This is a genomic window from Streptomyces sp. NPDC031497 (assembly GCF_055580905.1).
On the sequence record NZ_JBVIKO010000002.1, the window covers coordinates 477,170 to 497,042 of the forward strand.

Below are 19,873 nucleotides of genomic sequence, written 5' to 3' on the forward strand. Positions count from 1 at the left end.
GGTGCGCAATAGTTCCCTTTTTCACTGGGCAATATGTTCAGCTGTACGGTCGCTTCGGCGGACTTTCTGTGCAGGATGACCATCCGGAGGCGGGCATGGCGATCGATCATCTGGACGGCCGGATCCTGGTGCTGCTGGCCCGGGAGCCGCGGATCGGCGTGCTGGAGATGTCCCGCCGGCTGGGGGTGGCGCGCGGGACCGTGCAGGCGCGGCTCGACCGGCTTCAGTCGAATGGAGTGATCCAGGGATTCGGCCCGCAGGTGGATCCGGCGGCCCTCGGCTATCCGGTCACCGCGTTCGCCACGCTGCAGATTAGGCAGGGCCAAGGCACGGACGTGCGGGCGCACTTGGCGACCGTGCCGGAGGTGCTGGAGCTGCTCACCACCACCGGCACCGGGGACATGCTGTGCCGGCTGGTGGCCCGCTCCAACGCCGATCTCCAGCGGGTGATCGACCGGGTCGTCGGTTTTGATGGCATTGTCCGGGCCTCCACGGCGATCGTCATGGAGAACCCCGTTCCGCTGCGGATCATCCCGCTGGTGGAACAGGCCGCGGCGGACAGCGAAGGGACGACCTGACCGGTTCGGAGTTCGGGGTGAGGGCGCGTGAGCTTCTGGGAGTACCTGGGCAACCGGCACCAGACCCTGCTCACGGACGCCTACCAACACGCCAGCGCGGTCTTCCAGTGCATGGTCGCGGCGACGCTCATCGGCGTGGTGATCGGTGTGGTCACCTACCGCAGCGAGTGGGCGGGCAACCTCGCCACCACCGCGACCGCCACCATCCTCACCGTCCCCTCCCTCGCCATGATCGGTCTGCTGATCCCGATCGTGGGCCTCGGCGTCCCGCCGACGGTGATCTCCCTGACGCTGTACGGACTGCTGCCGATCGTGCGGAACTCGATCGTGGGCCTGCGCGGGGTCGACCCGATGCTGGTGGACGCGGCCCGGGGCATCGGCATGTCCCGGCTGACGCGGCTGCTGCGGGTCGAACTGCCGCTGGCCTGGCCGCCGATCCTGACCGGCATCCGGGTCTCCACGCAGATGCTGATGGGCATCGCCGCGATCGCCGCGTACGCCTCCGGCCCCGGCCTCGGCAACGAGATCTTCCGCGGACTGGCCTCCCTGGGCAGCAAGAACGCGCTGAACCAGGTGCTCGCGGGCACCGTCGGGATCATCATCCTCGCGCTGCTGTTCGACGCCGCGTACGTCCTGATCGGACGGCTGACCATTCCGAGGGGGATCCGTGGCTGAATCCCATGGGGCCCCGATCGAGCTGGAGAACCTGACCAAGCGCTACCCGGGCAGCCCGCAGCCGGCCGTGGACAACGTGAACATGGAGATCGGGGCGGGCGAGACGGTGATCTTCGTCGGGCCGTCCGGCTGCGGTAAGTCGACCACCCTGAAGATGATCAACCGGCTGATCGAGCCGACCGGCGGCCGGATCCGGATCGGCGGCGAGGACGTCACCGACATCGACGCGGTGAAGCTGCGCCGCAAGGTCGGCTACGCCATCCAGTCCGCCGGGCTCTTCCCGCACATGACGGTCGCCCAGAACATCGCTCTGGTCCCGAAGATGCTCCGCTGGCCGAAGGCCCGGATCCGCGCCCGCGTCGAGGAACTGCTCGACCTGGTCGGCCTGGACCCCGGCGAGTTCCACGGCCGCTATCCGCGCCAGCTCTCCGGCGGCCAGCAGCAGCGGGTGGGCGTGGCCCGGGCGCTGGCCGCCGATCCGCCGGTGCTGCTGATGGACGAGCCGTTCGGCGCCGTGGACCCGATCACCCGTGACCATCTCCAGGACGAGCTGATCCGGCTCCAGCGCGAACTGCACAAGACGATCGTCTTCGTCACCCACGACTTCGACGAGGCGATCAAGCTCGGCGACCGGATCGCCGTACTCCGCGAACGCTCGCACATCGCCCAGTTCGACACCCCGGAGGCGATCCTCACCAACCCGGCGGACGACTTCGTCTCCGGTTTCGTCGGCGCCGGGGCGGCCCTGAAGCGGCTGAACCTCACCCGGGTCCGGGATGTCGAGATGGGGGACTATCCGACGGTCACCCTGGACACCCCGCTCCAGGCGATCTTCAACAAGCTGCGCGGCAGCGGTACGAACGAGATCCTGCTGCTCGACAAGCGAGGCCGCCCCTACAAGTGGCTGCGGCGCGGCGACCTGATGCGGGCCAGGGGCTCGCTGGCCCGCGCCGGCACGCTGGTCCACGACACGGTGACCCGGGACGCGACCCTGCGCGACGCGCTGGAGGCGGTGCTCACCGACAACGCGGGCCGGGTCGCGGTGACCGGGCGGCGCGGCGAGTTCATCGGGGTGGTCGACATGGAGACCCTGATGAACTCGGTGCACGAACTCCTGGAGGCCGACCGCCTCGAAGCGATGGAGCACCAGCACGAACTCGAGGAGGCCCGGGCCGCCCAGACCCATGCCGAACAGGAGGGCGAGGAAGGGGAGCAGAAGGCGTGAGCACGTCCCCCGACGCCCGCCCCGAAGGCGAGCACGAGGTCAAGGGCCTCGCCTTCCGTGACGAGGGCGAGGCGGAACAGGAGGCCCCGCCGCCGCGGCAGGGCCCGCCGGCCCGCCGTATCACCTGGCGGAAGCTGACGTTCCTGCCGGCGTTCCTGGTGGCGCTGCTGCTGGCCACCTGGCTGTGGTTCCAGCAGGCCCACCTGGACACGATCTCCGCGAACGCCCTCTCCCACGGCCAGGTGTCCAAGTGCCTGTGGCAGCAGGTGAAACTGACCGTGATCTCGACGTTCTTCGTCCTGATCATCGCGATCCCGCTGGGCATCCTGCTGACCCGCAAGGCCTTCCGGAAGGCCACCCCGGTGGCGATGGCCTTCGCCAACATGGGCCAGGCGACCCCGGCGATCGGCCTGCTGGCCCTGCTGGTCATCTGGCTGGGCGTCGGCGAGAAGCCGGCCCTGATCGGCATCATCATCTACGCGATCCTGCCGGTCCTCGCCAACACCATCGCGGGCCTGAAGGCGAACGACCCCACCCTCCTGGAGGCGGCGCGCGGCATCGGCATGTCCCCGCTGGGCGTGCTGCGGAAGGTGGAACTGCCGCTGGCCGTCCCGCTGATCCTCGCGGGCGTCCGTACGGCCCTGGTCCTCAACGTCGGTACGGCGACGCTGGCCACCTTCGGCGGAGGCGGCGGTCTGGGCGTCCTGATCACCACCGGCATCACGAACCAGCGCATGCCGGTCCTGGTCCTCGGCTCGGTCCTCACGGTGGCCCTGGCCCTGCTGGTGGACTGGCTGGCCTCGCTGGCGGAGATCCTGCTCCGGCCGCGTGGCCTGGAGGTGGGCCGGTGAGAAGGCTCTGCGTACCGCTGGCGCTGCCGCCGGCGCTTCTGCTGGCCCTGCTGCCTGCCGCCGGCTGCGGTCTGACGAGCGGCTCCCCCATGGTCGACGACGTGACACCGGGCTCGATCGGAGCCGGTGAGCCCCTCAAGGGCGCCCATCTCACGGTCACCTCCAAGGAGTTCACGGAGCAGCTGATCCTCGGCGCGATCATGGGCATCGCCTTCGAGGCGGCGGGCGCGGAGGTCCTCGACCGCACCGGCATCCAGGGCTCGATCGGCGCCCGCGAGGCGGTCAGGTCCGGGGAGGCCGACGGGATGTACGAGTACACGGGCACGGCGTGGATCACCTACCTGGGCAACAGCCACCCCATCCCCGACCCGCAGCGGCAGTGGCAGGCGGTCCACGACGCCGACCTCGGCAACGGCCTGACCTGGCTTCCGCCCTCCCGGCTCAACAACACCTACGCGCTGGCCATGAACCAGGCCAACTTCAAGAAGTACGGCACGAAGACCCTGTCGGAGGTGGCCGCGCTGGCCAAGTCGGACCCGGGGGCGGTGACCCTCTGCGTGGAGGGCGAGTTCGCCAACCGCGCCGACGGTCTGCCCGGCATGGAGAAGGCGTACGGCATGAACGTGCCGGCGAAGAACATCACACAGATGGACACCGGGATCATCTACACCCAGGTGCAGAAGGGCAGTTGCACCTACGGCGAGGTCTTCACGACCGACGGCCGCATCAGGTCCATGAACCTGGTGGTGATGCAGGACGACCGGAAGTTCTTCCCCAACTACAACGCGGCGCCCGTGATCAACACCAAGGCCCTGAAGAAGTGGCCGGCGATCGCGACGGTCCTGGACCCGGTGACGGCGAAGCTGGACAACACGGTGGCCCAGACGCTGAACGCGAAGGTGGACGTGGCCGGGGAGGACCCGCACCAGGTGGCGCTGGACTGGATGAAGGCGGAGGGGTTCGTGAAGTAGGCGGGCGCCGGGGGGAGTTACAAAGAAGTCGATGCAAAAGATGCGTTGCAAAGGAGCCTTTGCATAGCTATCTTTGTACGCATGGACGAGCCCCAGGACTCCCAGGTCCGCAATCTCGACGCCCGCTCCCTGCGCGGGCTCGCACACCCGCTGCGGATGCAGCTGCTGGACGCGCTGCGCTTCGGCGGTCCGGCCACCGCGTCCCAACTCGCCGAGAAACTGGGCGAGTCCAGCGGAGCCACCAGCTACCACCTGCGCCAACTGGCCGCGCACGGCTTCGTGGCGGACGCCCCCGAGCGGGGCAAGGGACGGGAGCGCTGGTGGAAGGCGGTCCACAAGGGACTGAGCTTCGACGACTCCCTGCTCACGGACACCGATCCGACCGTGCGTGGGGCGGCGGACGTGTACCTCCACGAAGTGGCCGGCAGCCAGATCCAGAACCTGTCCACCTGGCTCGGCAACCGCACGGCCTGGCCCGGGGAGTGGAACCGCGTCTGGGACATGAGCAGCGCGACGCTACGGCTCACCCCGGACCAGGCCCAGGAACTCATCTCCGAACTGCACGCCGTGGTCGACGGCTACCGGGACCGCGCCCCCGAGGCGGACACCCCCGACGCCGAGCAAGTACGCATCCACACGCACCTGTTCCCCATCGAGACGGACTGAGAGGCCCACGCCGATGCTGCACCCCGAGACCCACCTCGCCCTGCACCACACCCGCACCGCCGAACTCCGCGCCGAGGCCGACGCTCACCGTCTCGCCGTACAGGCCCAGCACCCCCGCGCCCTGCGTACCCGCGTCGGCTGGACGCTGGTGGAAGTCGGCCTGCGGCTGGCAGCTCCGGCCCCGGCATCAGCGTCCCTTTAGGGGCGCGGGGCTGTATCAATATGCGGCTCCGCCGCGCGGGCGCGACCAGCCCCCACGCGCCGCGCCCAAAGCTCAACAGCTAGGGACCTTCGTCCCCTTCTCCAACGCGACCAGGCCGGACACAGCCCCCTTGAGGCTGGTCACCGGCACCAGCCGCAACCCCTTCGGCAACTCCGCCTTCGCGTCGGCGCACTCGTCCTTCGGCACCAGGAAGACCGTCGCCCCGTCCCGCCGCGCGGCCTGCGTCTTCAGCGCGACCCCGCCCACGGCACCCACCGTGCCGTCGGCGCTGATGGTTCCCGTACCGGCGATGTTCTTCCCCCCGGTGAGGTCTCCCCCGCTGCCGTTCCCGTCCAGCTTGTCGACGATCCCGAGCGAGAACAGCAACCCCGCGCTCGGCCCGCCGACATCCGCCAGCTTCAAGGTCACCTTGACCTTGTCGGCGCCGAGATCCAGGTACTTCAGCGCGGCCTGCGTCGCCGCGTCCTGCGACTGCTCCATCTGCTCGGTGTTGTGCTGCTCGATCTCCTTGACGTTGTCGCCGCTCGGATACACCGAGTCGCGCGGCATCACCGCCCGGTCCGTACGGAACCAGTTGTCGATGACGTCGCCCAGCGACACCCGGGTGTCCGGCCCGGTCGCCTCGATCGTCGTCATCCGCAGCTGACCGCTGGTCGTCCGGGTGGGCGCCCCGGAGACGGTGATCACCGGGGTGCCCTGGTTGTCGCCGAGCACGTTCGCCGTCATCCCGGGCTGGGCCACCGAGAACGGCAACGGCGCGAAGACGGCCGTACCGATCAGGGCCACGACGGGAACCGCACAGACGGCGACGGCCTGGAGACGCGTGAGACGTGAGAGCACGGAGTCAATCTAACGCGGCAACGTGGCAACCACTTCAGGCCATCGCCCCCGGCCCCTCGCCGACCCCGCGCCGGCCCCTCAGCGCAACGCCTCCGCGACCTCCCGCGCCGCGTCCATGACCCGCGCCCCCACCCGCTCGGGCACGGCGTCGGCCAGCATCACGACCCCGACGCTCCCCTCGACCCCGGTGACCCCGAGCAGCGGGGCGGCCGCACCGCTCGCGCCGGCCTCCAGCTCGCCGTGGGTCAGCGTGTAGCCGGGGTCGTCCTTCGGCGAGTGCCGCGCGGACAGGATCGCCTTCCCGGCGGCCCCCCGCTCCAGCGGGTGCCGGAACCCGGCCCGGTACGCCACGTGATAGTCGGTCCAGGTCGGTTCGACGACCGCGACGGCGAGCGCCTCGGTCCCGTCGACCAGCGTCAGATGTGCCGTCGCCCCGATGTCCTCGGCGAGCGACCGCAGGGCCGGCAGAGCGGCCTCCCGTACGAGCGGATGCACCTGCCGTCCCAGACGCAGTACGCCGAGGCCGACCCGGGCTCGCCCGCCCAGGTCACGCCGTACCAGCGCGTGCTGCTCAAGCGTGGCGAGCAACCGGTACACCACGGTCCGGTTCACGCCCAGTCTGGTGGAAAGCTCGGTGACGGTCAGCCCGTGGTCCGTGTCGGCCAGCAGCTTGAGGACCCTGAGGCCCCGGTCGAGCGTCTGAGAGGTCTCCGCGGTCACGACGCCCACTCCTTAAGTGGTGAGGTCGGCAGCCTCCGACGCGGCGGATGCGTCGCCGAGTCCCGTCAGCGACGCGCTTCAGAGGCCGCCGATCGGCAGAACGGCCCGGCGGCTCCGGGCTCAGTCGCTTCACGGCTGCGCTCCGCGGCGGCGCTGCCACGGGGCGTGTGCGTAGCCGGACAGTAGCGAAGGGGGTTCGCTGAGCGGAAGCCTCCGTCCAGAATCCGGTCACGCTCCGGTACGGACTACTTCGGTATGTGACGGTATGCGCTTCAGGTATCGCGCCGAAAGGGACGCGAGGCCAGGTCGATGCGCGGCTCCGCCGCGTGGGTACGACCGGCCCCCGCTCACCCGCAGCCGGCCGACTACCTCATACGCGTGGCCCACTCCTGCACCTTGGCGATCCGCTGCCGGAGCTGTCCCGCCGTGGCCTCCGCGCTCGGCGGCCCCCCGCACACCCGGCGCAGCTCGGTGTGGATCACCCCGTGCGGCTTGCCGCTCTGGTGCACATACGCGCTGACCATCGTGTTCAGCTGCTTCCGCAGCTCCATCATCTCCTTGTGGGAGACGACGGGCCGCCGCTCCGCGGGCAGTTCCAGCAGGTCGGCCTCGTCGTCCGGCTTCTTGCGGCTGTGCGCGATCTGCCGGGCCTGCCGCTTCTGCAACAGCAGCTGCACCTGGTCGGGCTCCAGCAGTCCCGGGATGCCGAGGTAGTCCTGCTCCTCCTCGCTCCCGGGGTGCGCCTGCATACCGAACTCGGCGCCGTCGTACAGCACCCGGTCGAAGACGGCCTCGGACTCCAGCGCCTCGAAGGCGAACTGCTCCTGCTCGCCGGTGTCCTCGTCCTGCTCCTTGTTCGCCTCCTCCATCTCCTTCTCGGACTCGGCGTACGGGTCCTCCTCGCCGTCCTTCTTCGGCTTGTCGAGGGCGTGGTCGCGCTCGACCTCCATCTCGTTGGCGAAGGTCAGGAGATCCGGAACGGTCGGCAGGAACACGGACGCGGTCTCGCCGCGCCGCCGGGACCGCACGAAACGGCCGACGGCCTGGGCGAAGAAGAGGGGAGTCGAAATCGTCGTCGCGTAGACCCCCACCGCCAGCCGGGGGACGTCGACGCCCTCGGACACCATCCGCACCGCGACCATCCACCGGTCGTCGCTCGCGCTGAAGTCGTCGATGCGCTTGGACGCGCCGGTGTCGTCGGAGAGGACGAGGGTGGCCTTGTTCCCGGTGATCTCGCGGATGAGTTTGGCGTAGGCGCGGGCGGATTCCTGGTCCGAGGCGATGACCAGGGCCCCGGCGTCCGGAATCCCCTTGCGCACTTCCGTCAGCCGCTGGTCGGCGGCGCGCAGCACGGCCGGCATCCACTCACCGCGCGCGTCGAGCGCCGTACGCCAGGCCTGGCTGACGGCGTCCTTGGTCATCGGCTCGCCGAGCCGGGCGGCGATCTCGTCCCCGGCCTTGGTCCGCCAGCGCATGTTGCCGCTGTAGGAGAGGAAGATGACCGGCCGCACGACATGGTCGGCGAGCGCGTTGCCGTAGCCGTAGGTGTAGTCCGCGGCGGACCGCCGGATCCCGTCCTGCCCCTCCTCGTACGTCACGAAGGGGATGGGGTTGGTGTCGGACCGGAAGGGCGTACCGGTCAGCGCCAGCCGCCGGGTCGCCGGCTCGAACGCCTCCAGGCAGGCCTCGCCCCAGGACTTGGAGTCACCGGCGTGATGGATCTCGTCGAGGATGACGAGCGTCTTGCGCTGCTCGACGCGGTTGCGGTGCAGCATCGGCCGGACCCCGACACCCGCGTACGTGACGGCGACCCCGTCGTACTCCCGGCTGAGCGGTCCGGCGCTGTACTCGGGGTCGAGCTTGATCCCTATCCTCGCCGCGGCCTCCGCCCACTGCTTCTTCAGATGCTCGGTGGGGGCGACGACGGTGACCTGCTGCACGACGTGGTGGTGCAGCAGCCAGGACGCGAGGGTCAGCGCGAACGTCGTCTTGCCGGCGCCGGGCGTGGCGACGGCGAGAAAGTCACGCGGCTGCTCCTGGACGTACTTCTCCATGGCCCCCTGCTGCCAGGCACGCAGCTTGCTGGCGGTACCCCAGGGCGCCCGGCCGGGGAAGGCCGGCGAGAGGTGATGGGAGGACGAAGCGGAGGAAGCGGAGGAAGCGGCGGTGGTAGTCACGGTCTCCGTAGTAAGGGGGTCGGGCGGCTACGTATGCGTATGACAACCGGGCCACCCTACCGGCGCCCCATGGCGGTCAACGCGCGGACAAGGCCGCCTCACCCCCGGGTGGGACTCACGTCACAGATCACGAAGCCGGGTCGTCACCCAGACCCCGACGAGCGCCACGGCGGCCATCGGCAGGAACACGACGGCGAAGGCGACCGGATGGGAACCGGAACCGGCCGTCCCCGTCATGCTGCCGCCGCCGAGGGAGGCGAAGGCGGCGCCGGCCACGGCGAGCAGCACCACGTTCGACAGGGCGTCGGAGATCTGCAGGGCGGCCGAGTTGGCGCCGGCCTCCTGCGGGGCGGAGAGCCGGAGCATCAGCACGCTGGACGAGGCGATCACCAGACCCATCCCGAAGCAGCCGAAGGCCCAGGCGACGGCGACGATCCACACGGGCACGCCGGGCACGAGCACACTGGGCGCGGCGGCGATCGCCATGGCGACCAGCACCATCCCGAGAGTCATCAGCCGTTCCCGGTACGGCGCCACGCGCGGCCGCGCCTGCACCCACGAACCCAGCGCCCAGGTCACCCCGCCCGCGGCCAGCGAGAACCCCGCGAGGGTCGGCGACAGGCCCCGCTGGGTGACGAGCATCAGCGGCACGAAGGACTCGGCGGAGACGAACGCGCCGGCCGCGACCCCGCGCAACAGGACCACCGACGGCAGCCCGCGGGCCGCACGGTAGGTCCCGCGCGGCAGCAGCCCGAGCACGGCCGGGACCAGCAACGCACCCCCGACGGCCGCCGGCAGCAGGGACACCCACCGCAGGTCCTGAGCCGCGTACTGCAGCAGCCCCGCACCGAGAGAGATACCGAACGCGAGCCGGATCCGCCGCCGTGCGAAGGTCTCCCGCGCCCCTTCCGCGACCGGCCCGCCGGCCCGCCGACGTATCTGGGGAAGGGCCAGCGCCACCGGAAAGACCACGAGCGCCGGGATTCCGAGGAACACCCACCGCCACCCGAGGTGCTCGGTCACCGCCCCGGCGGCCAGCGGCCCGACGATGGACGGCACCACCCAGCCGGCGGCGAAGGCGGCCATGATCGCGGGCCGCAACCGCTCCGGATAGGCCCGCCCCACGACCACGTACAGCGCGACGATGACCAGCCCGCCCCCGAACCCCTGCACGGCCCGCCCCAGGATGAACACCCACATGACCTGCGCGGTCCCGGCGACGACCAGCCCCGCGGCGAAGGCCCCGATCCCGGTCGTCAGCGCCCCGAGCGGCCCCCTCCGGTCCGACCACTGCCCGGCCAGCACCATCCCGAACAGACTGGTCGTGAAGTACCCGGAGAAGGCGAACGCGTACAGCGGCACCCCGTGCAGGTCCCGGGCCGCCACGGGCATCGCCGTCCCGACGGCGGTCGCCTCGAAGGCGATCAGCAGCACCACGGACACGATCCCGACGCTCAGCGCCCGGTACGACCGCCCCAGCACACCCTCGCCACGGGCCGCGTCACGGGTCGTCTCATCTGCGACAACGGCGTCGCTGGGCTCAAGGGCGGTCATGCTCACCACGGTAAGGCCCAAGCCCCACTTTGACCCCTGTCACGAGCCCCACCTCACCTCGGACCTTGGTCGTAGACCCCCCGTTCGCCCCCCCATTCATGAACGCCACATGGCAGTCCCGTTGCAGCCCCACCGCCCCTCTTGAGCCCCTCCCCCACCCACCCGTACCTTCGAATCACCGACACGGCCGTGTGCCCGAGTGGTTCAGGGGCTCGCCTGCGCTGCATCCGTCAGCGAGCTCCGCTCGCGGGGAGTCACGCGGGTTCGACCCCACCACGGCCGTGAAGGAAGAAGCTGTTCCCGGCCGTGTGCCCGAGTGGTTTAGGGACTCGCCTGCAAAGCGAGTTACGCGGGTTCGATTCCCGCCATGGCCTCCACCTGCCTGACCAGGCGGAGCGAAGGGCGGCATCCCCGAAGGGGTGCCGCCCTTCGGCCTGCGCGACCGCGTCCGGGCGGTCGTCCACGCCTACCGCCGGGGCCTGGTGAGCTGACTCCTCGCCCCTTGCCCACGGCCGCTCAGAGCACCCCGCCCGCCTCGTCCTGGAAGAGTTCGGTCCAGTAGTGCCAGTCGGCGTCCATCGTCGTGGGGGTCGGGTCGATCGTCGCCAGGGTGTGGAGCATGGTCGCGGCGAGCTGGTCGTAGGCCTCCGTGGTGAGTTCGTGGCCCAGGTGTTCGTCGATGGTGCGCTCGTGGTGGAGGAGCCACAGGGTGAAGGCGAGCGTGGAGATGTCCGTGTTGAGGGGGTAGAGGGTCGCCTCGGGCTGGGAGAAGTTGAGGATCGCGCCCGTGGTGCCGTCCACGACCAGGCTGTTCTCCTCGACCAGGTAGCCGAGGCGTATGAGGTGGTCGGCGTGGGGCGGCAGGGCGTCCAGGGGGAAGCGGCCCGGCTGTATGTCGGTGAAGTACTCCTTGAGGGTGGGCAGCGGGGCGTCCGGGTCGAGGAGGAAGAGGACCGCGTCCTCCGGGAGACCGGTCTCGCGCAGGAAGCGGCGGGTCGGCTCGTGGGTGAGCGTCGGCGGGAAGTCGACCTCCTCGAAGCGGGCCACCCGGCCCTGCCCGAACTCCTGGTCCAGCAGCCGGGCCGGCAGGTCGACGGCGAGCCCGGAGTCCGTGCCGGGGCCCGCGACGAGGCTGAGCGGGCGGATCAGCGCCGTCGCCTTCCAGTACGGCGGGACCCGGCCGGCCGTGCCCTCCTCGAAGAGCTCCAGGAGCTTGCGGGAGGCCTCGGTGGCCGCCTTGGTGCCGTAGGTCCCGGCGAGGGAGGCGAAACGGCCGCGCAGGCCGGTCAGTTCCTCGGTGACCGCGGCGAAGCGCAGCAGCGTCTCCAGCGAGGGCGCCAGCGGGCGCGGCTCGGTCGGATCGACCAGGTAGGCCGTGGTGATCTCGCCGGTGCCGCCGTCGAGGAGGATCGACTCCGTGTCCAGGCCGGCCGGGGCCAACAGCTCGCCTATCACCAGGCGGTCCCGGAGTTCCTCCGCGAGCCGGGACGGGCCGGCCGTGATGTCCGCGACGTCGGCGAGCGTGCGCAGGCCGGTCGTGCGTAGCGGTTCGAACGTCAACAGGCCGCCGGTGTCGGGGAGTCCGGGGCCGGTGAGCCACATGCGGGTCGGTTCGTGCGTGATGTAACGGTCCAGTTCTGCCTCGGTCAGCGTGATCGCCGCCGCACCGCTGCCGGTCGTGCTGGTCGTGCTCATCGCTGCCCCCGCGATCAAAGAGTTCAGGAAACGCAAGTGGGTCGGAGTGGTGTGCCGTAGGTCGTCCTGAGCAGGGCATGGCCTGCCGTCCGGGCTTCCCCTCCGAAACGGCCGTCCCCACTGCCCAGAACACTACGCCGCGCCACTGACAACGCCCCGTTGAAAAGGACGTCAGGCGACCCTCGCCCGTTCCGTCCCGGTGAGAATCGCCGCCACCGTCTGTTCCACGGTCAACGCCGAGGTGTCCAGCCACAGCCCCAACGCCTCGGTGTTCAGCCGTAGTTCGGCGTCCAGGTCGGCGATCGTCCACGCGGGTCCGTAGCCGGTCTTCGGCCGCCCGGCCTCCCGCTGTGCCACCGCCTCGGGGCTGGGGGCGAGGACGACGACGTACAGCGGGCGGGTGCGGATCCGTTCGACGTACGAGGTCAGCTCGGGGCCCAGCAGCACGTCCTGGACGATCGCCGTGAAGCCGGCCGCCGCGTAGGCGTCCGCCGTCGCCGCCGACAGGTCGTAGCGGAGGCGGAGTTGGGCGGTCGCTTCCGCGGAGGCCCCGGGCGTGTACTCCGCCCGGCCGGAGACGATCATCCGGCGGAAGACGTCGCCGCGCACGTGTGCGGCGCGGGGCAGTCGCTCCGCCAGCGCCTGGGCGACCGTCGACTTGCCCGACGCCATGATCCCCGCGATCACGACGACCCCGGACAGGCTCACTGGCCCGTGACCACCGCCGCCTGCGGGCGGATCGGGAGGCGGTTGACCGGGCGGCCGGTCGCCGCGCGGACGGCGGAGGCGATGGCCGCGGGGGAGGTCACGACCGGTACCGCGCTGACCGACTTGGCTCCGAAGGGAGCGACCACGTCCCGTTCCTCGACGAGCCTGACGATCCGGATGTCCGGCGCGTCCAGGGCGGTCGGCAGGGCGTATCCGGTGAGGTCGGGGTGGCGGATCAGCCCGCGCGGGGTGCGCAGGTTCTCCGTGAGCGCGATGCCGACGCCCTGGGTGACACCGGCCTCGATCCGCGCGTTGAGCTGCGCCGGGTTGAGGATCCGGCCCACGTCCTGGGCGACGGCCAGCTCCACGACCCGCACCGAGCCGAGTTCGATGTCGACGTCGACGACCGCGCGGATCGCGCAGAAGGCGAGGCCGACGAAGGCGTCGCCCTGGCCCTCCGCGTTCAGCGGCTCGGTCGGGTGCGGGCGGCACTGTGCGGTGGCCCACAGTTCCTTGCCGTCCATCGCCTCGGTGACGGTGGTCGACAGGACGCCGTCGTACGACGTGATCTTGCCGTCGGTGATCTGGAGCAGTTCGGTGGACATGCCGAACTTGTGGGCGAGGGGCTGGAGGAGCTGGGTGCGGACCATCTTGGCCGCGCGTTCGACGGCTCCGCCGGAGACCCAGGTGTGGCGGCCGCGGCAGCCGGGGCCGGCCGGCGGCTGGTCGGTGTCGACGGGGGCCACGTGGACCTCGTCGATGCCGAGGGTGTCCTGGACGATCTGGCGGGCCAGGGTGGTGAAGCCCTGGCCGGTCTCCACGGCGGCGCAGAGCACGGTCGCGATGCCGTCGTGGACCTTGACGGTGGCCGTCGAGACCTCGTCGGCGCCCTCGGCGCCGAGCATGTGGACCATGCCGAGGCCGTAGCCGACGCCCCGGCGCACCGCGCCCGGCTCGCCCGCGCCCTCGGGGCCGCCGGGCAGCAGCCACTCGTCCTCGGGGGTGTCCTTGGGGAGCGCGGGCAGCGGGAAGTCCCGTACCGCCTGGAGCAGCTCGGCGACGGGGGCCGGGCAGGTCACCGTCTGGCCGATGGGCAGGACGTCGCCGGTCGCGAGGGCGTTGCGCAGGCGGATCTCGGCGGGGTCGATGCCGAGCTTCTTCGCCAGCTTGTCCATCTGCGCCTCGTAGGCGGCGCACACCTGCATGGCGCCCTCGCCGCGGACGTGGCCGGAGGGCGGGTTGTTGGTGCGCACGGCCCAGCCCTCGATGAAGGCGTTCGGGACGACGTACGGGCCGCAGGCGAAGGAGACCGCGGCGGCCAGGGACTCGGCGGAGGTGTCGGCGTAGGCGCCCGCGTCGAGCAGGACCTGGGCCTCGACCTTGACCAGCTTGCCGTCGGCGTCGGCGTGGTGCCGGTAGCGGAGCAGGGTGGGGTGGCGGTGGGCGTGGCCGAGGAAGGACTCCTCGCGCGTGGCGGTGAGTTTGACCGGGCAGCCGGTCTTCAGGGCGAGCAGGCCGAGCGGCAGCTGGAAGCCCTGGTCCTCGCGGTCGGCGGTGGCGCCCGGCACACCGGTGACGACGATCTTCACCTGTTCGAGCGACAGGCCGTAGCAGGCGGCGGCCGTGTTGCGGTCGGCGTGCGGGTCGGTGGAGGCCAGGTACAGCTCGACCCCGCCGTCGGGGCGGGGCACGGCGAGTCCGGCCTCGGCGCCGATGGGGGCCGGGTCGGCGCGGCCGATGCGGTACTGGCCCTCGACGACGATCTCGCCGGCCGCGTCCGGGTCGCCGTGGCGCAGCGGGATGTGCCGGATCAGGTTGCCGTCGGGGTGCAGCGGCTCGGCCTCGAAGGACTGCTCGGGGTCGATGACCGGGTCGAGTACCTCGTACTCGACGATGACGGCGGCGGCGGCCATGCGGGCGGTGTCGGGGTGGTCGGCGGCGACGGCGGCGATGGGCTCGCCGTGGTGCCGTACGACGTCGGCGGCGAACACCGGGCGGTCCGGGGTGCCCCGGCCGTGGCGGGGGGTGCCGGGCACGTCCTCGTGGGTGACGACGGCCCGTACCCCGGGCATCTCGCGCGCGTGGCTGGTGTCGATCGACACGATGCGCGCGTGCGGGTGCGGGGAGCGCAGCACGGCCGCCCACAGCAGGCCCTCGGCCCACAGGTCGGCGGCGTACGGGAAGGTGCCCTCGGTCTTCGCGCGCGCGTCGGCGGGCGGCAGCGACACGCCGAGGCCGTGCGGCGGCGGCTCGGGGACGGGGTCGGCGCTGTCCGCGGCGGTGGTCGTGGTGACGGTCTCGTTGGTCACGCCTGGCCTCCGTCCGAGCCGTAGGGCTGGTCGCCGTAGCTCTGACTCTGGTCGCCGAACGTCTGGTCACCGCCGTACGCCTGGTCGTACGACTGCTCGCGCCGGGCGTCGTACGACGACTGCTCGCGCTGGGCGGGAGACGCGAAGGTGCCCGGGGAGTCGAACGCCGACGCGTTGACGCCGCCGGCTCCCGGTCCCGCCTGATGCGGAATACGGGCCTCGTCGCCGTCCGTCTCAGCGTCGGCGGCGGCGTGTGCCTCGCGTTCGGCGACGACCTCCTGGACGGCGTCCAGGACGCCCCGGTAGCCCGAGCAGCGGCAGAGGTTGCCGCACAGGGCCTGGCGGGTCTCCATCTCGGTGGGGGCCGGGTTGCCTTCCAGCAGGTCGTGGACGGTCATGGCCATGCCCGGGACGCAGAAGCCGCACTGGACGGCTCCGCGGAGGGCGAGCGCGCGTTGGACGTCGGAGGGCCGGCCGTCCTGGGCGAGGCCCTCGACCGTGCGGACCTCGCTGCCGGCGGCGGTGACCGCGGGGACCAGGCAGGAGGCGACCAGGCGGCCGTCGACCTGGACGTTGCACGCGCCGCATTCGCCCTGGGAGCAGCCGTCCTTGGCGCCGGCCAGGCCGAGGCGTTCGCGGAGGACGTAGAGGAGCGACTCGCCGATCCAGGCGTCGGTGACGGGGCGGTCGGTGGCGTTGACGCGGAGGACGTAGGAGGCGAGGGGGTGGTCGTCGACCGCCTCGGCTTCGCCTTCGGCGTGTTCCTCGCCGTGCGCGGCACCCGTGCGGCCTTCGTCGTCGGGTGCGGGTGGCCCCTGCGGGGGCGCCTCGCCGTCGGCGGCCCGCGGGTCGGCGGTGGGGTGATGCGGGTCGAAGCGTCCGGCGGGGTGCTGGGCGGGCGCGCCGTGGGGTTCGCCGGCTTCGGCCGGGCGGGTGGCGGCCGCGTTGTCGTCGATCAGGGCCGCGTTGCCCGCGGGGGCCGGGTGGCCGGCCGCGGCCTCGTCTCCGGCCGAGGTCCGTTCACCGGTGTCGGCCGGACCGCCGGGCGCGGCCGGCCGGCCGGTGCCGTGCGACTGGCCGGCGCCGTGCGGGGCGCCGGTGCCGGGCGACTCGCCGACCGCGCGGCGTGCGGCGGCGTCAAGTGACGGGCCGACCGCCCGGAGTTCGCCCGTATCGACCTGTTCGCCCGGTTCGTTCGCCACGACCGCGCCGGGCGCAGGCGCCGCACCGGCGACCTCGAGAGGGAAACCCGGGGCCGGAGTGCCGTCATGGCCCACCGGGGCGCCTGAGGGCGCTCCAGGGGCCTCCGTGGAGTGCTCCCAGGCGTGCGCCTCGGTGGCCCAGGGTGCGGACGCGCCGCCCGGCAGGGTCGCCGGCGGCGTGCCGCCCCACTGCTCCATGAGGGCGGATGTAGTGAACTCGCCCGATTCGTCCGGAACATCACCGCTCGCGACCGGGATGGACCACTGCCCGGTCACATCGTGACCGGGCGCAGGCGGCGGCTCCTCGTACGTCCACTGCTGGGTCGCCGCCGGGTGGTACGTGAACCGGTCGTCGGCGGGCCGCTCCTGGGGGACCGCGTTCGGGTCGGGCCACTGGGCGCCGTCGGCGGGCGTGCCCCAGGTCTCGGTGCCGGGGGCGACCGCTATCTGCGGCGGCACGTAACCGTGCCCGGGCGCGGCCAGGGGGCTGTCACGGGCCAGCAGGGCCTCGATGCCGCCCTCGGGGAGTTTCACGAAGGCGGTCGCGCCGTCGTCGTAGTCGCCCTGGGGCAGCGGGTCCCAGCGGCCGCCACCCGAGGGCGCGCCCTCTCCGTGCTGTTCGTCGGTCATGACAGCGCCCTCCCCAGTGCTCGTCGGGCCAGCGCGGCGACGGTGCGCCGCAGGTGCAGTACGGCAGGCGGAAGCGGGGGCACCGAGCCGTCCGGCTCGGGTGCCGGGTCGGGGATGCAGGCGGCCGCGACGTACTCGCCGAAGGCGTGCAGCGCCTCCGGGACGAGTGCGCGGTCGTTGTCCCAGTCGATCAGCCGGGCCACCCACTGCTCGGCCTCCAGCGGCCGCAGCGGCATCGGCGCTATGGCTCCGACGGCGCATCTGACCCCGCGTCGGGCGGGGTCGAGGACGAGCGCCACGGAGGCCACCGAGCGGCCGGGTCCGGTGCGGCCCGTGGCCTTCAGGAAGACCTGCGGGGCGTGCAGCAGCGGCACGCGCACAAAGCCGATCAGCTCGCCGCCGCGGAGCATCTCCACCCCGGCCAGCAGGTGCGACACCGGGATCTCCCGACGGGATCCGCCCGGTCCGGCGATGATCAGCGTCGCCTCCAGGGCGGCGAGCACCGGCAGCGCGTCGCCGGTGGGCGCGGCCGTGGCGATGTTGCCGCCCAGGGTGCCCGCGTTGCGGATGTGCGGCGGACCCGCGGCCCGCGCGGCGGCGGCGAGCGCCGGGATCAGGGCCGCGAAGTCGGGGCGGCCCATGCGCGCGTGCGTGAGTCCGGCGCCGAGCAGCGCGTTGCCGTCCTGGTACTGCCAGCCGCGGATCTCGCTGATCCGGCCGAGGCCGACCAGGGCGGCGGGCCGGAGCTGCCCGGAGTTGACGGCGGCCATCAGGTCGGTGCCGCCCGCCACGGGGACCGCGGCGGGCATGGCGGTGAGGGCCGCCACGGCTTCGTTCAGCGTCGTGGGCAGCGTGACGGCCTGCGCCGCCTGCGGTGCGTGCGTGGTCAAAACCGGCTGCCCCTTCCCGCTGCCCCCACCTGGTCCCACCTGTGTGGCCGTACGGTACGTGCTCACAGGGCGGACGTGGCAACTCTGGCACATCTTCGCAAGCCTCGAACGCACGGGTCCGCTAGGAGGCATTCGCCCACCTCACCGGCAACTTGGTCCGTTTTCGTACACCATCACCAGTGCGTACCGATTGACACTCTTCGGTGATCCTTGGGGTCTTTTTCCCTTCCGTGTTCGGAGCGGGGAGAGGGGCGGACAGGGGCCGGGAGGAACCGCGGGAGGGGGAGCCGGAGCGAGGCCGGGCAGGGGCTAGCGGTTCGGGGGCGGACCGTCGATCGGGCGGCCCGGCACCCCGGGGCGCCGCTGCCACGGCAGCGGTCCGGCCGGCCGGCGGTAGGCGACCCCCAGGGCGTCCAGCCTCCGGTAATGGGCGGCCATACGGTGCTCGAAGCCGGCGAAGTCCCGCTGCTCCGGGGCCGGGAGGGCGCTCCAGGCGACCTCGGCGAAGGCGGCCAGCCGGGGGAAGGCCTGGTAGTCCACGCGCGCGTGGTCCTCCATCACCTCGGTCCAGACGTTGGCCTGGGCGCCCAGCACCTGACCCGCCTCGGACGCGTCGAGGCCCGGCGGAACGGGCTCGAACCGGTACACGTCCTCCAGGGTGCGGACGTATCCGATCGGCACGGGCTCGTCGGCGCCGTCGGCCTGCCGGTGGTCCAGGTACACGTGCTGCTCGGGGCACATGACGACGTCGTGTCCGGCCCGCGCGGCCGCGATCCCGCCGCCGTAACCGCGCCACGACGACACGGCCACGCCCTCGGCGAGCCCGCCCTCCAGGATCTCGTCCCAGCCGATCAGTCTGCGCCCGCGCGCGGAAAGCCACTTGGCGAAGTGACGGATGAACCACGACTGCAACTCGTCCTCGTCGGCGAGCCCGAGTTCCTTCCTCCGCGCCTGCGCGGCCGGCGAGGCCCGCCACTGGTCCTTGGGGCATTCGTCACCGCCGACGTGAATGAACGCCGAGAACTCGGCGGCGTCGGCCGGGAACAGCTCCAGCACTTCCTCGAACACCCCCTCGTAGAAGCGCAGGGTGTTGTCAGTGGGGGCGAGTACGTTCGGACAGATCCCCCAGGAGTCCCAGACGGTCAGGGAGGCGGTGTCGATGACGTCGGTGTTGCCGAGTTCCGGATACGCGGCGATGGCGGCCTGCGAGTGGCCGGGCACGTCGATTTCGGGGACGACCGTGATATGCCGTGCGGCCGCGTAGGCGACGATCTCCCGGATGTCGTCCTGGGTGTAGTAGCCGCCGTGCGGCTTCTCCTCCCACAGCGGTGAGGCCCGGTGGCCGAATTTCGTGCGGGCCCGCCAGGAGCCGACCTCGGTGAGCCGGGGGTGGCGCTCGATCTGGATGCGCCAGCCCTGGTCGTCCGTCAGATGGAAGTGGAAGACGTTGAGTTTGTGCGCCGCCATGAGATCCAGGTAGCGCAGGACGCCTTCCTTCGGCATGAAGTGCCGGGCGACGTCGAGCATGAGGCCGCGCCAGCGGAATCGGGGGGCGTCCTCGATGATCTGGTGCGGGATTCCGAACCGGATCCCGGGACGCACGGGCGCACGACGGAAGGCCTCCGGCCCCAGCAACTGGCGCAGGGTCTGGGCGCCCCAGAAGACCCCGGCCGGACCGCCGCCGCGGATCTCGACCCCCCAGTTCGCGATCACGCTCAACCGGTACGCCTCGGGCTCCAGCGAGTCGTCCAGGCACAGCCGTACGGAGTCGCGGGCGTCCTCGGTGCCGGGCCGCAGCGGCAGCCCGAGGGCCGCGCCGAGAGTCGAGCGCAGCCAGCGTTCGGTCCCCTCGGTACCCGGGGCGGCCCACAGGGCGGTGTCCTCGTCGAACAGGACACCGCATCGCATCGGCCCCTCGATCGCGCGCGGCGCCGGAATCAGATCCACTTCGGAAGTCAT

General features: G+C 71.8%; 17 protein-coding genes and 2 tRNA genes. 9 read left to right on the forward strand and 10 right to left on the reverse strand.

Annotated features, from left to right (window positions below):
• Window positions 1–95 precede the first annotated feature (95 nt).
• The 7 genes from ACZ5K7_RS05470 to ACZ5K7_RS05500 all read left to right on the forward strand — a co-directional run bounded on the left by ACZ5K7_RS05470 (window position 96) and on the right by ACZ5K7_RS05500 (window position 5,168).
• Complete coding sequence (locus tag ACZ5K7_RS05470; protein ID WP_351701269.1) at window positions 96–578, forward strand: Lrp/AsnC family transcriptional regulator; 483 nt, start codon at window positions 96–98, stop codon at window positions 576–578.
• A 27-nt stretch (window positions 579–605) separates the two neighbouring features.
• The gene (locus tag ACZ5K7_RS05475; protein ID WP_351701272.1) at window positions 606–1,253 is read left to right on the forward strand and encodes an ABC transporter permease; all 648 of its coding nucleotides are present in this window, start codon (window positions 606–608) and stop codon (window positions 1,251–1,253) included.
• Window positions 1,246–2,478 carry a betaine/proline/choline family ABC transporter ATP-binding protein gene (locus ACZ5K7_RS05480; RefSeq protein WP_351701274.1) on the forward strand — a complete coding sequence of 411 codons (1,233 nt, stop codon included), beginning with the start codon at window positions 1,246–1,248 and terminating at the stop codon, window positions 2,476–2,478. The genes ACZ5K7_RS05475 and ACZ5K7_RS05480 overlap by 8 nt, the downstream gene beginning before the upstream one ends.
• Window positions 2,475–3,329 carry an ABC transporter permease gene (locus ACZ5K7_RS05485; RefSeq protein ID WP_468910693.1) on the forward strand — a complete coding sequence of 285 codons (855 nt, stop codon included), beginning with the start codon at window positions 2,475–2,477 and terminating at the stop codon, window positions 3,327–3,329. The genes ACZ5K7_RS05480 and ACZ5K7_RS05485 overlap by 4 nt, the downstream gene beginning before the upstream one ends.
• An 89-nt stretch (window positions 3,330–3,418) precedes the next feature.
• Window positions 3,419–4,300, forward strand: coding sequence for a glycine betaine ABC transporter substrate-binding protein (locus ACZ5K7_RS05490; protein WP_468910971.1), 882 nt, complete (start codon window positions 3,419–3,421; stop codon window positions 4,298–4,300).
• Between the two features lie 81 nt (window positions 4,301–4,381).
• Complete coding sequence (locus ACZ5K7_RS05495; protein ID WP_351701280.1) at window positions 4,382–4,966, forward strand: ArsR/SmtB family transcription factor; 585 nt, start codon at window positions 4,382–4,384, stop codon at window positions 4,964–4,966.
• Between the two features lie 16 nt (window positions 4,967–4,982).
• The gene (locus ACZ5K7_RS05500) at window positions 4,983–5,168 is read left to right on the forward strand and encodes a hypothetical protein (protein ID WP_351701568.1); all 186 of its coding nucleotides are present in this window, start codon (window positions 4,983–4,985) and stop codon (window positions 5,166–5,168) included.
• A gap of 72 nt (window positions 5,169–5,240) precedes the next feature.
• Here ACZ5K7_RS05500 and ACZ5K7_RS05505 read toward each other — a convergent pair whose 3' ends face one another.
• From ACZ5K7_RS05505 to ACZ5K7_RS05520, 4 genes are all read right to left on the reverse strand, one after another.
• Complete coding sequence (locus ACZ5K7_RS05505; RefSeq protein WP_468910697.1) at window positions 5,241–6,029, reverse strand: S16 family serine protease; 789 nt, start codon at window positions 6,027–6,029, stop codon at window positions 5,241–5,243.
• A 78-nt stretch (window positions 6,030–6,107) separates the two neighbouring features.
• The gene (locus tag ACZ5K7_RS05510; protein ID WP_351701286.1) at window positions 6,108–6,749 is read right to left on the reverse strand and encodes an IclR family transcriptional regulator; all 642 of its coding nucleotides are present in this window, start codon (window positions 6,747–6,749) and stop codon (window positions 6,108–6,110) included.
• A gap of 365 nt (window positions 6,750–7,114) precedes the next feature.
• Entirely contained in the window at window positions 7,115–8,926 is a 1,812-nt protein-coding gene (locus ACZ5K7_RS05515; RefSeq protein ID WP_351701289.1) for a DEAD/DEAH box helicase, read from the reverse strand.
• A 120-nt stretch (window positions 8,927–9,046) separates the two neighbouring features.
• The gene (locus ACZ5K7_RS05520) at window positions 9,047–10,480 is read right to left on the reverse strand and encodes an MFS transporter (RefSeq protein ID WP_468910700.1); all 1,434 of its coding nucleotides are present in this window, start codon (window positions 10,478–10,480) and stop codon (window positions 9,047–9,049) included.
• Between the two features lie 185 nt (window positions 10,481–10,665).
• Here ACZ5K7_RS05520 and ACZ5K7_RS05525 point away from each other — a divergent pair.
• Together ACZ5K7_RS05525 and ACZ5K7_RS05530 are read left to right on the forward strand one after the other, a co-directional pair.
• A tRNA-OTHER gene (locus ACZ5K7_RS05525) sits at window positions 10,666–10,762 on the forward strand.
• 20 nt (window positions 10,763–10,782) lie between these two features.
• A tRNA-Cys gene (locus ACZ5K7_RS05530) sits at window positions 10,783–10,857 on the forward strand.
• Between the two features lie 139 nt (window positions 10,858–10,996).
• Here the strand turns inward: ACZ5K7_RS05530 and ACZ5K7_RS05535 are convergent.
• The 6 genes from ACZ5K7_RS05535 to ACZ5K7_RS05560 form a co-directional block, all read right to left on the reverse strand.
• Entirely contained in the window at window positions 10,997–12,175 is a 1,179-nt protein-coding gene (locus tag ACZ5K7_RS05535) for an SUKH-4 family immunity protein (protein ID WP_351701295.1), read from the reverse strand.
• Between the two features lie 171 nt (window positions 12,176–12,346).
• On the reverse strand, window positions 12,347–12,877 hold the full coding sequence (locus ACZ5K7_RS05540) for an AAA family ATPase (protein WP_351701571.1): 531 nt from the start codon (window positions 12,875–12,877) through the stop codon (window positions 12,347–12,349).
• A 2-nt stretch (window positions 12,878–12,879) separates the two neighbouring features.
• Window positions 12,880–15,192, reverse strand: a complete 2,313-nt coding sequence (locus ACZ5K7_RS05545; RefSeq protein WP_351701298.1) for a xanthine dehydrogenase family protein molybdopterin-binding subunit — start codon at window positions 15,190–15,192, stop codon at window positions 12,880–12,882.
• Window positions 15,189–17,024, reverse strand: coding sequence for a (2Fe-2S)-binding protein (locus ACZ5K7_RS05550; RefSeq protein WP_468910705.1), 1,836 nt, complete (start codon window positions 17,022–17,024; stop codon window positions 15,189–15,191). The genes ACZ5K7_RS05545 and ACZ5K7_RS05550 overlap by 4 nt, the downstream gene beginning before the upstream one ends.
• Window positions 17,021–17,914: an FAD binding domain-containing protein gene (locus ACZ5K7_RS05555; RefSeq protein WP_351701304.1), complete on the reverse strand. Its 894-nt coding sequence runs from the start codon at window positions 17,912–17,914 to the stop codon at window positions 17,021–17,023. The genes ACZ5K7_RS05550 and ACZ5K7_RS05555 overlap by 4 nt, the downstream gene beginning before the upstream one ends.
• A 309-nt stretch (window positions 17,915–18,223) precedes the next feature.
• Window positions 18,224–19,873, reverse strand: a complete 1,650-nt coding sequence (locus ACZ5K7_RS05560; protein ID WP_468910708.1) for a beta-N-acetylhexosaminidase — start codon at window positions 19,871–19,873, stop codon at window positions 18,224–18,226.

Excerpts from the sequence above, each read along its gene's own strand:
- ACZ5K7_RS05470 (WP_351701269.1), top strand. The coding sequence starts at position 96 with ATGGCGATCGATCATCTGGACGGCCGGATCCTGGTGCTGCTGGCCCGG.
- ACZ5K7_RS05490 (WP_468910971.1), top strand. The coding sequence starts at position 3,419 with ATGGTCGACGACGTGACACCGGGCTCGATCGGAGCCGGTGAGCCCCTC.
- ACZ5K7_RS05495 (WP_351701280.1), top strand. The coding sequence starts at position 4,382 with ATGGACGAGCCCCAGGACTCCCAGGTCCGCAATCTCGACGCCCGCTCC.
- ACZ5K7_RS05520 (WP_468910700.1), bottom strand. The coding sequence starts at position 10,480 with ATGACCGCCCTTGAGCCCAGCGACGCCGTTGTCGCAGATGAGACGACC.
- ACZ5K7_RS05535 (WP_351701295.1), bottom strand. The coding sequence starts at position 12,175 with ATGAGCACGACCAGCACGACCGGCAGCGGTGCGGCGGCGATCACGCTG.
- ACZ5K7_RS05550 (WP_468910705.1), bottom strand. The coding sequence starts at position 17,024 with ATGACCGACGAACAGCACGGAGAGGGCGCGCCCTCGGGTGGCGGCCGC.
- ACZ5K7_RS05560 (WP_468910708.1), bottom strand. The coding sequence starts at position 19,873 with ATGACTTCCGAAGTGGATCTGATTCCGGCGCCGCGCGCGATCGAGGGG.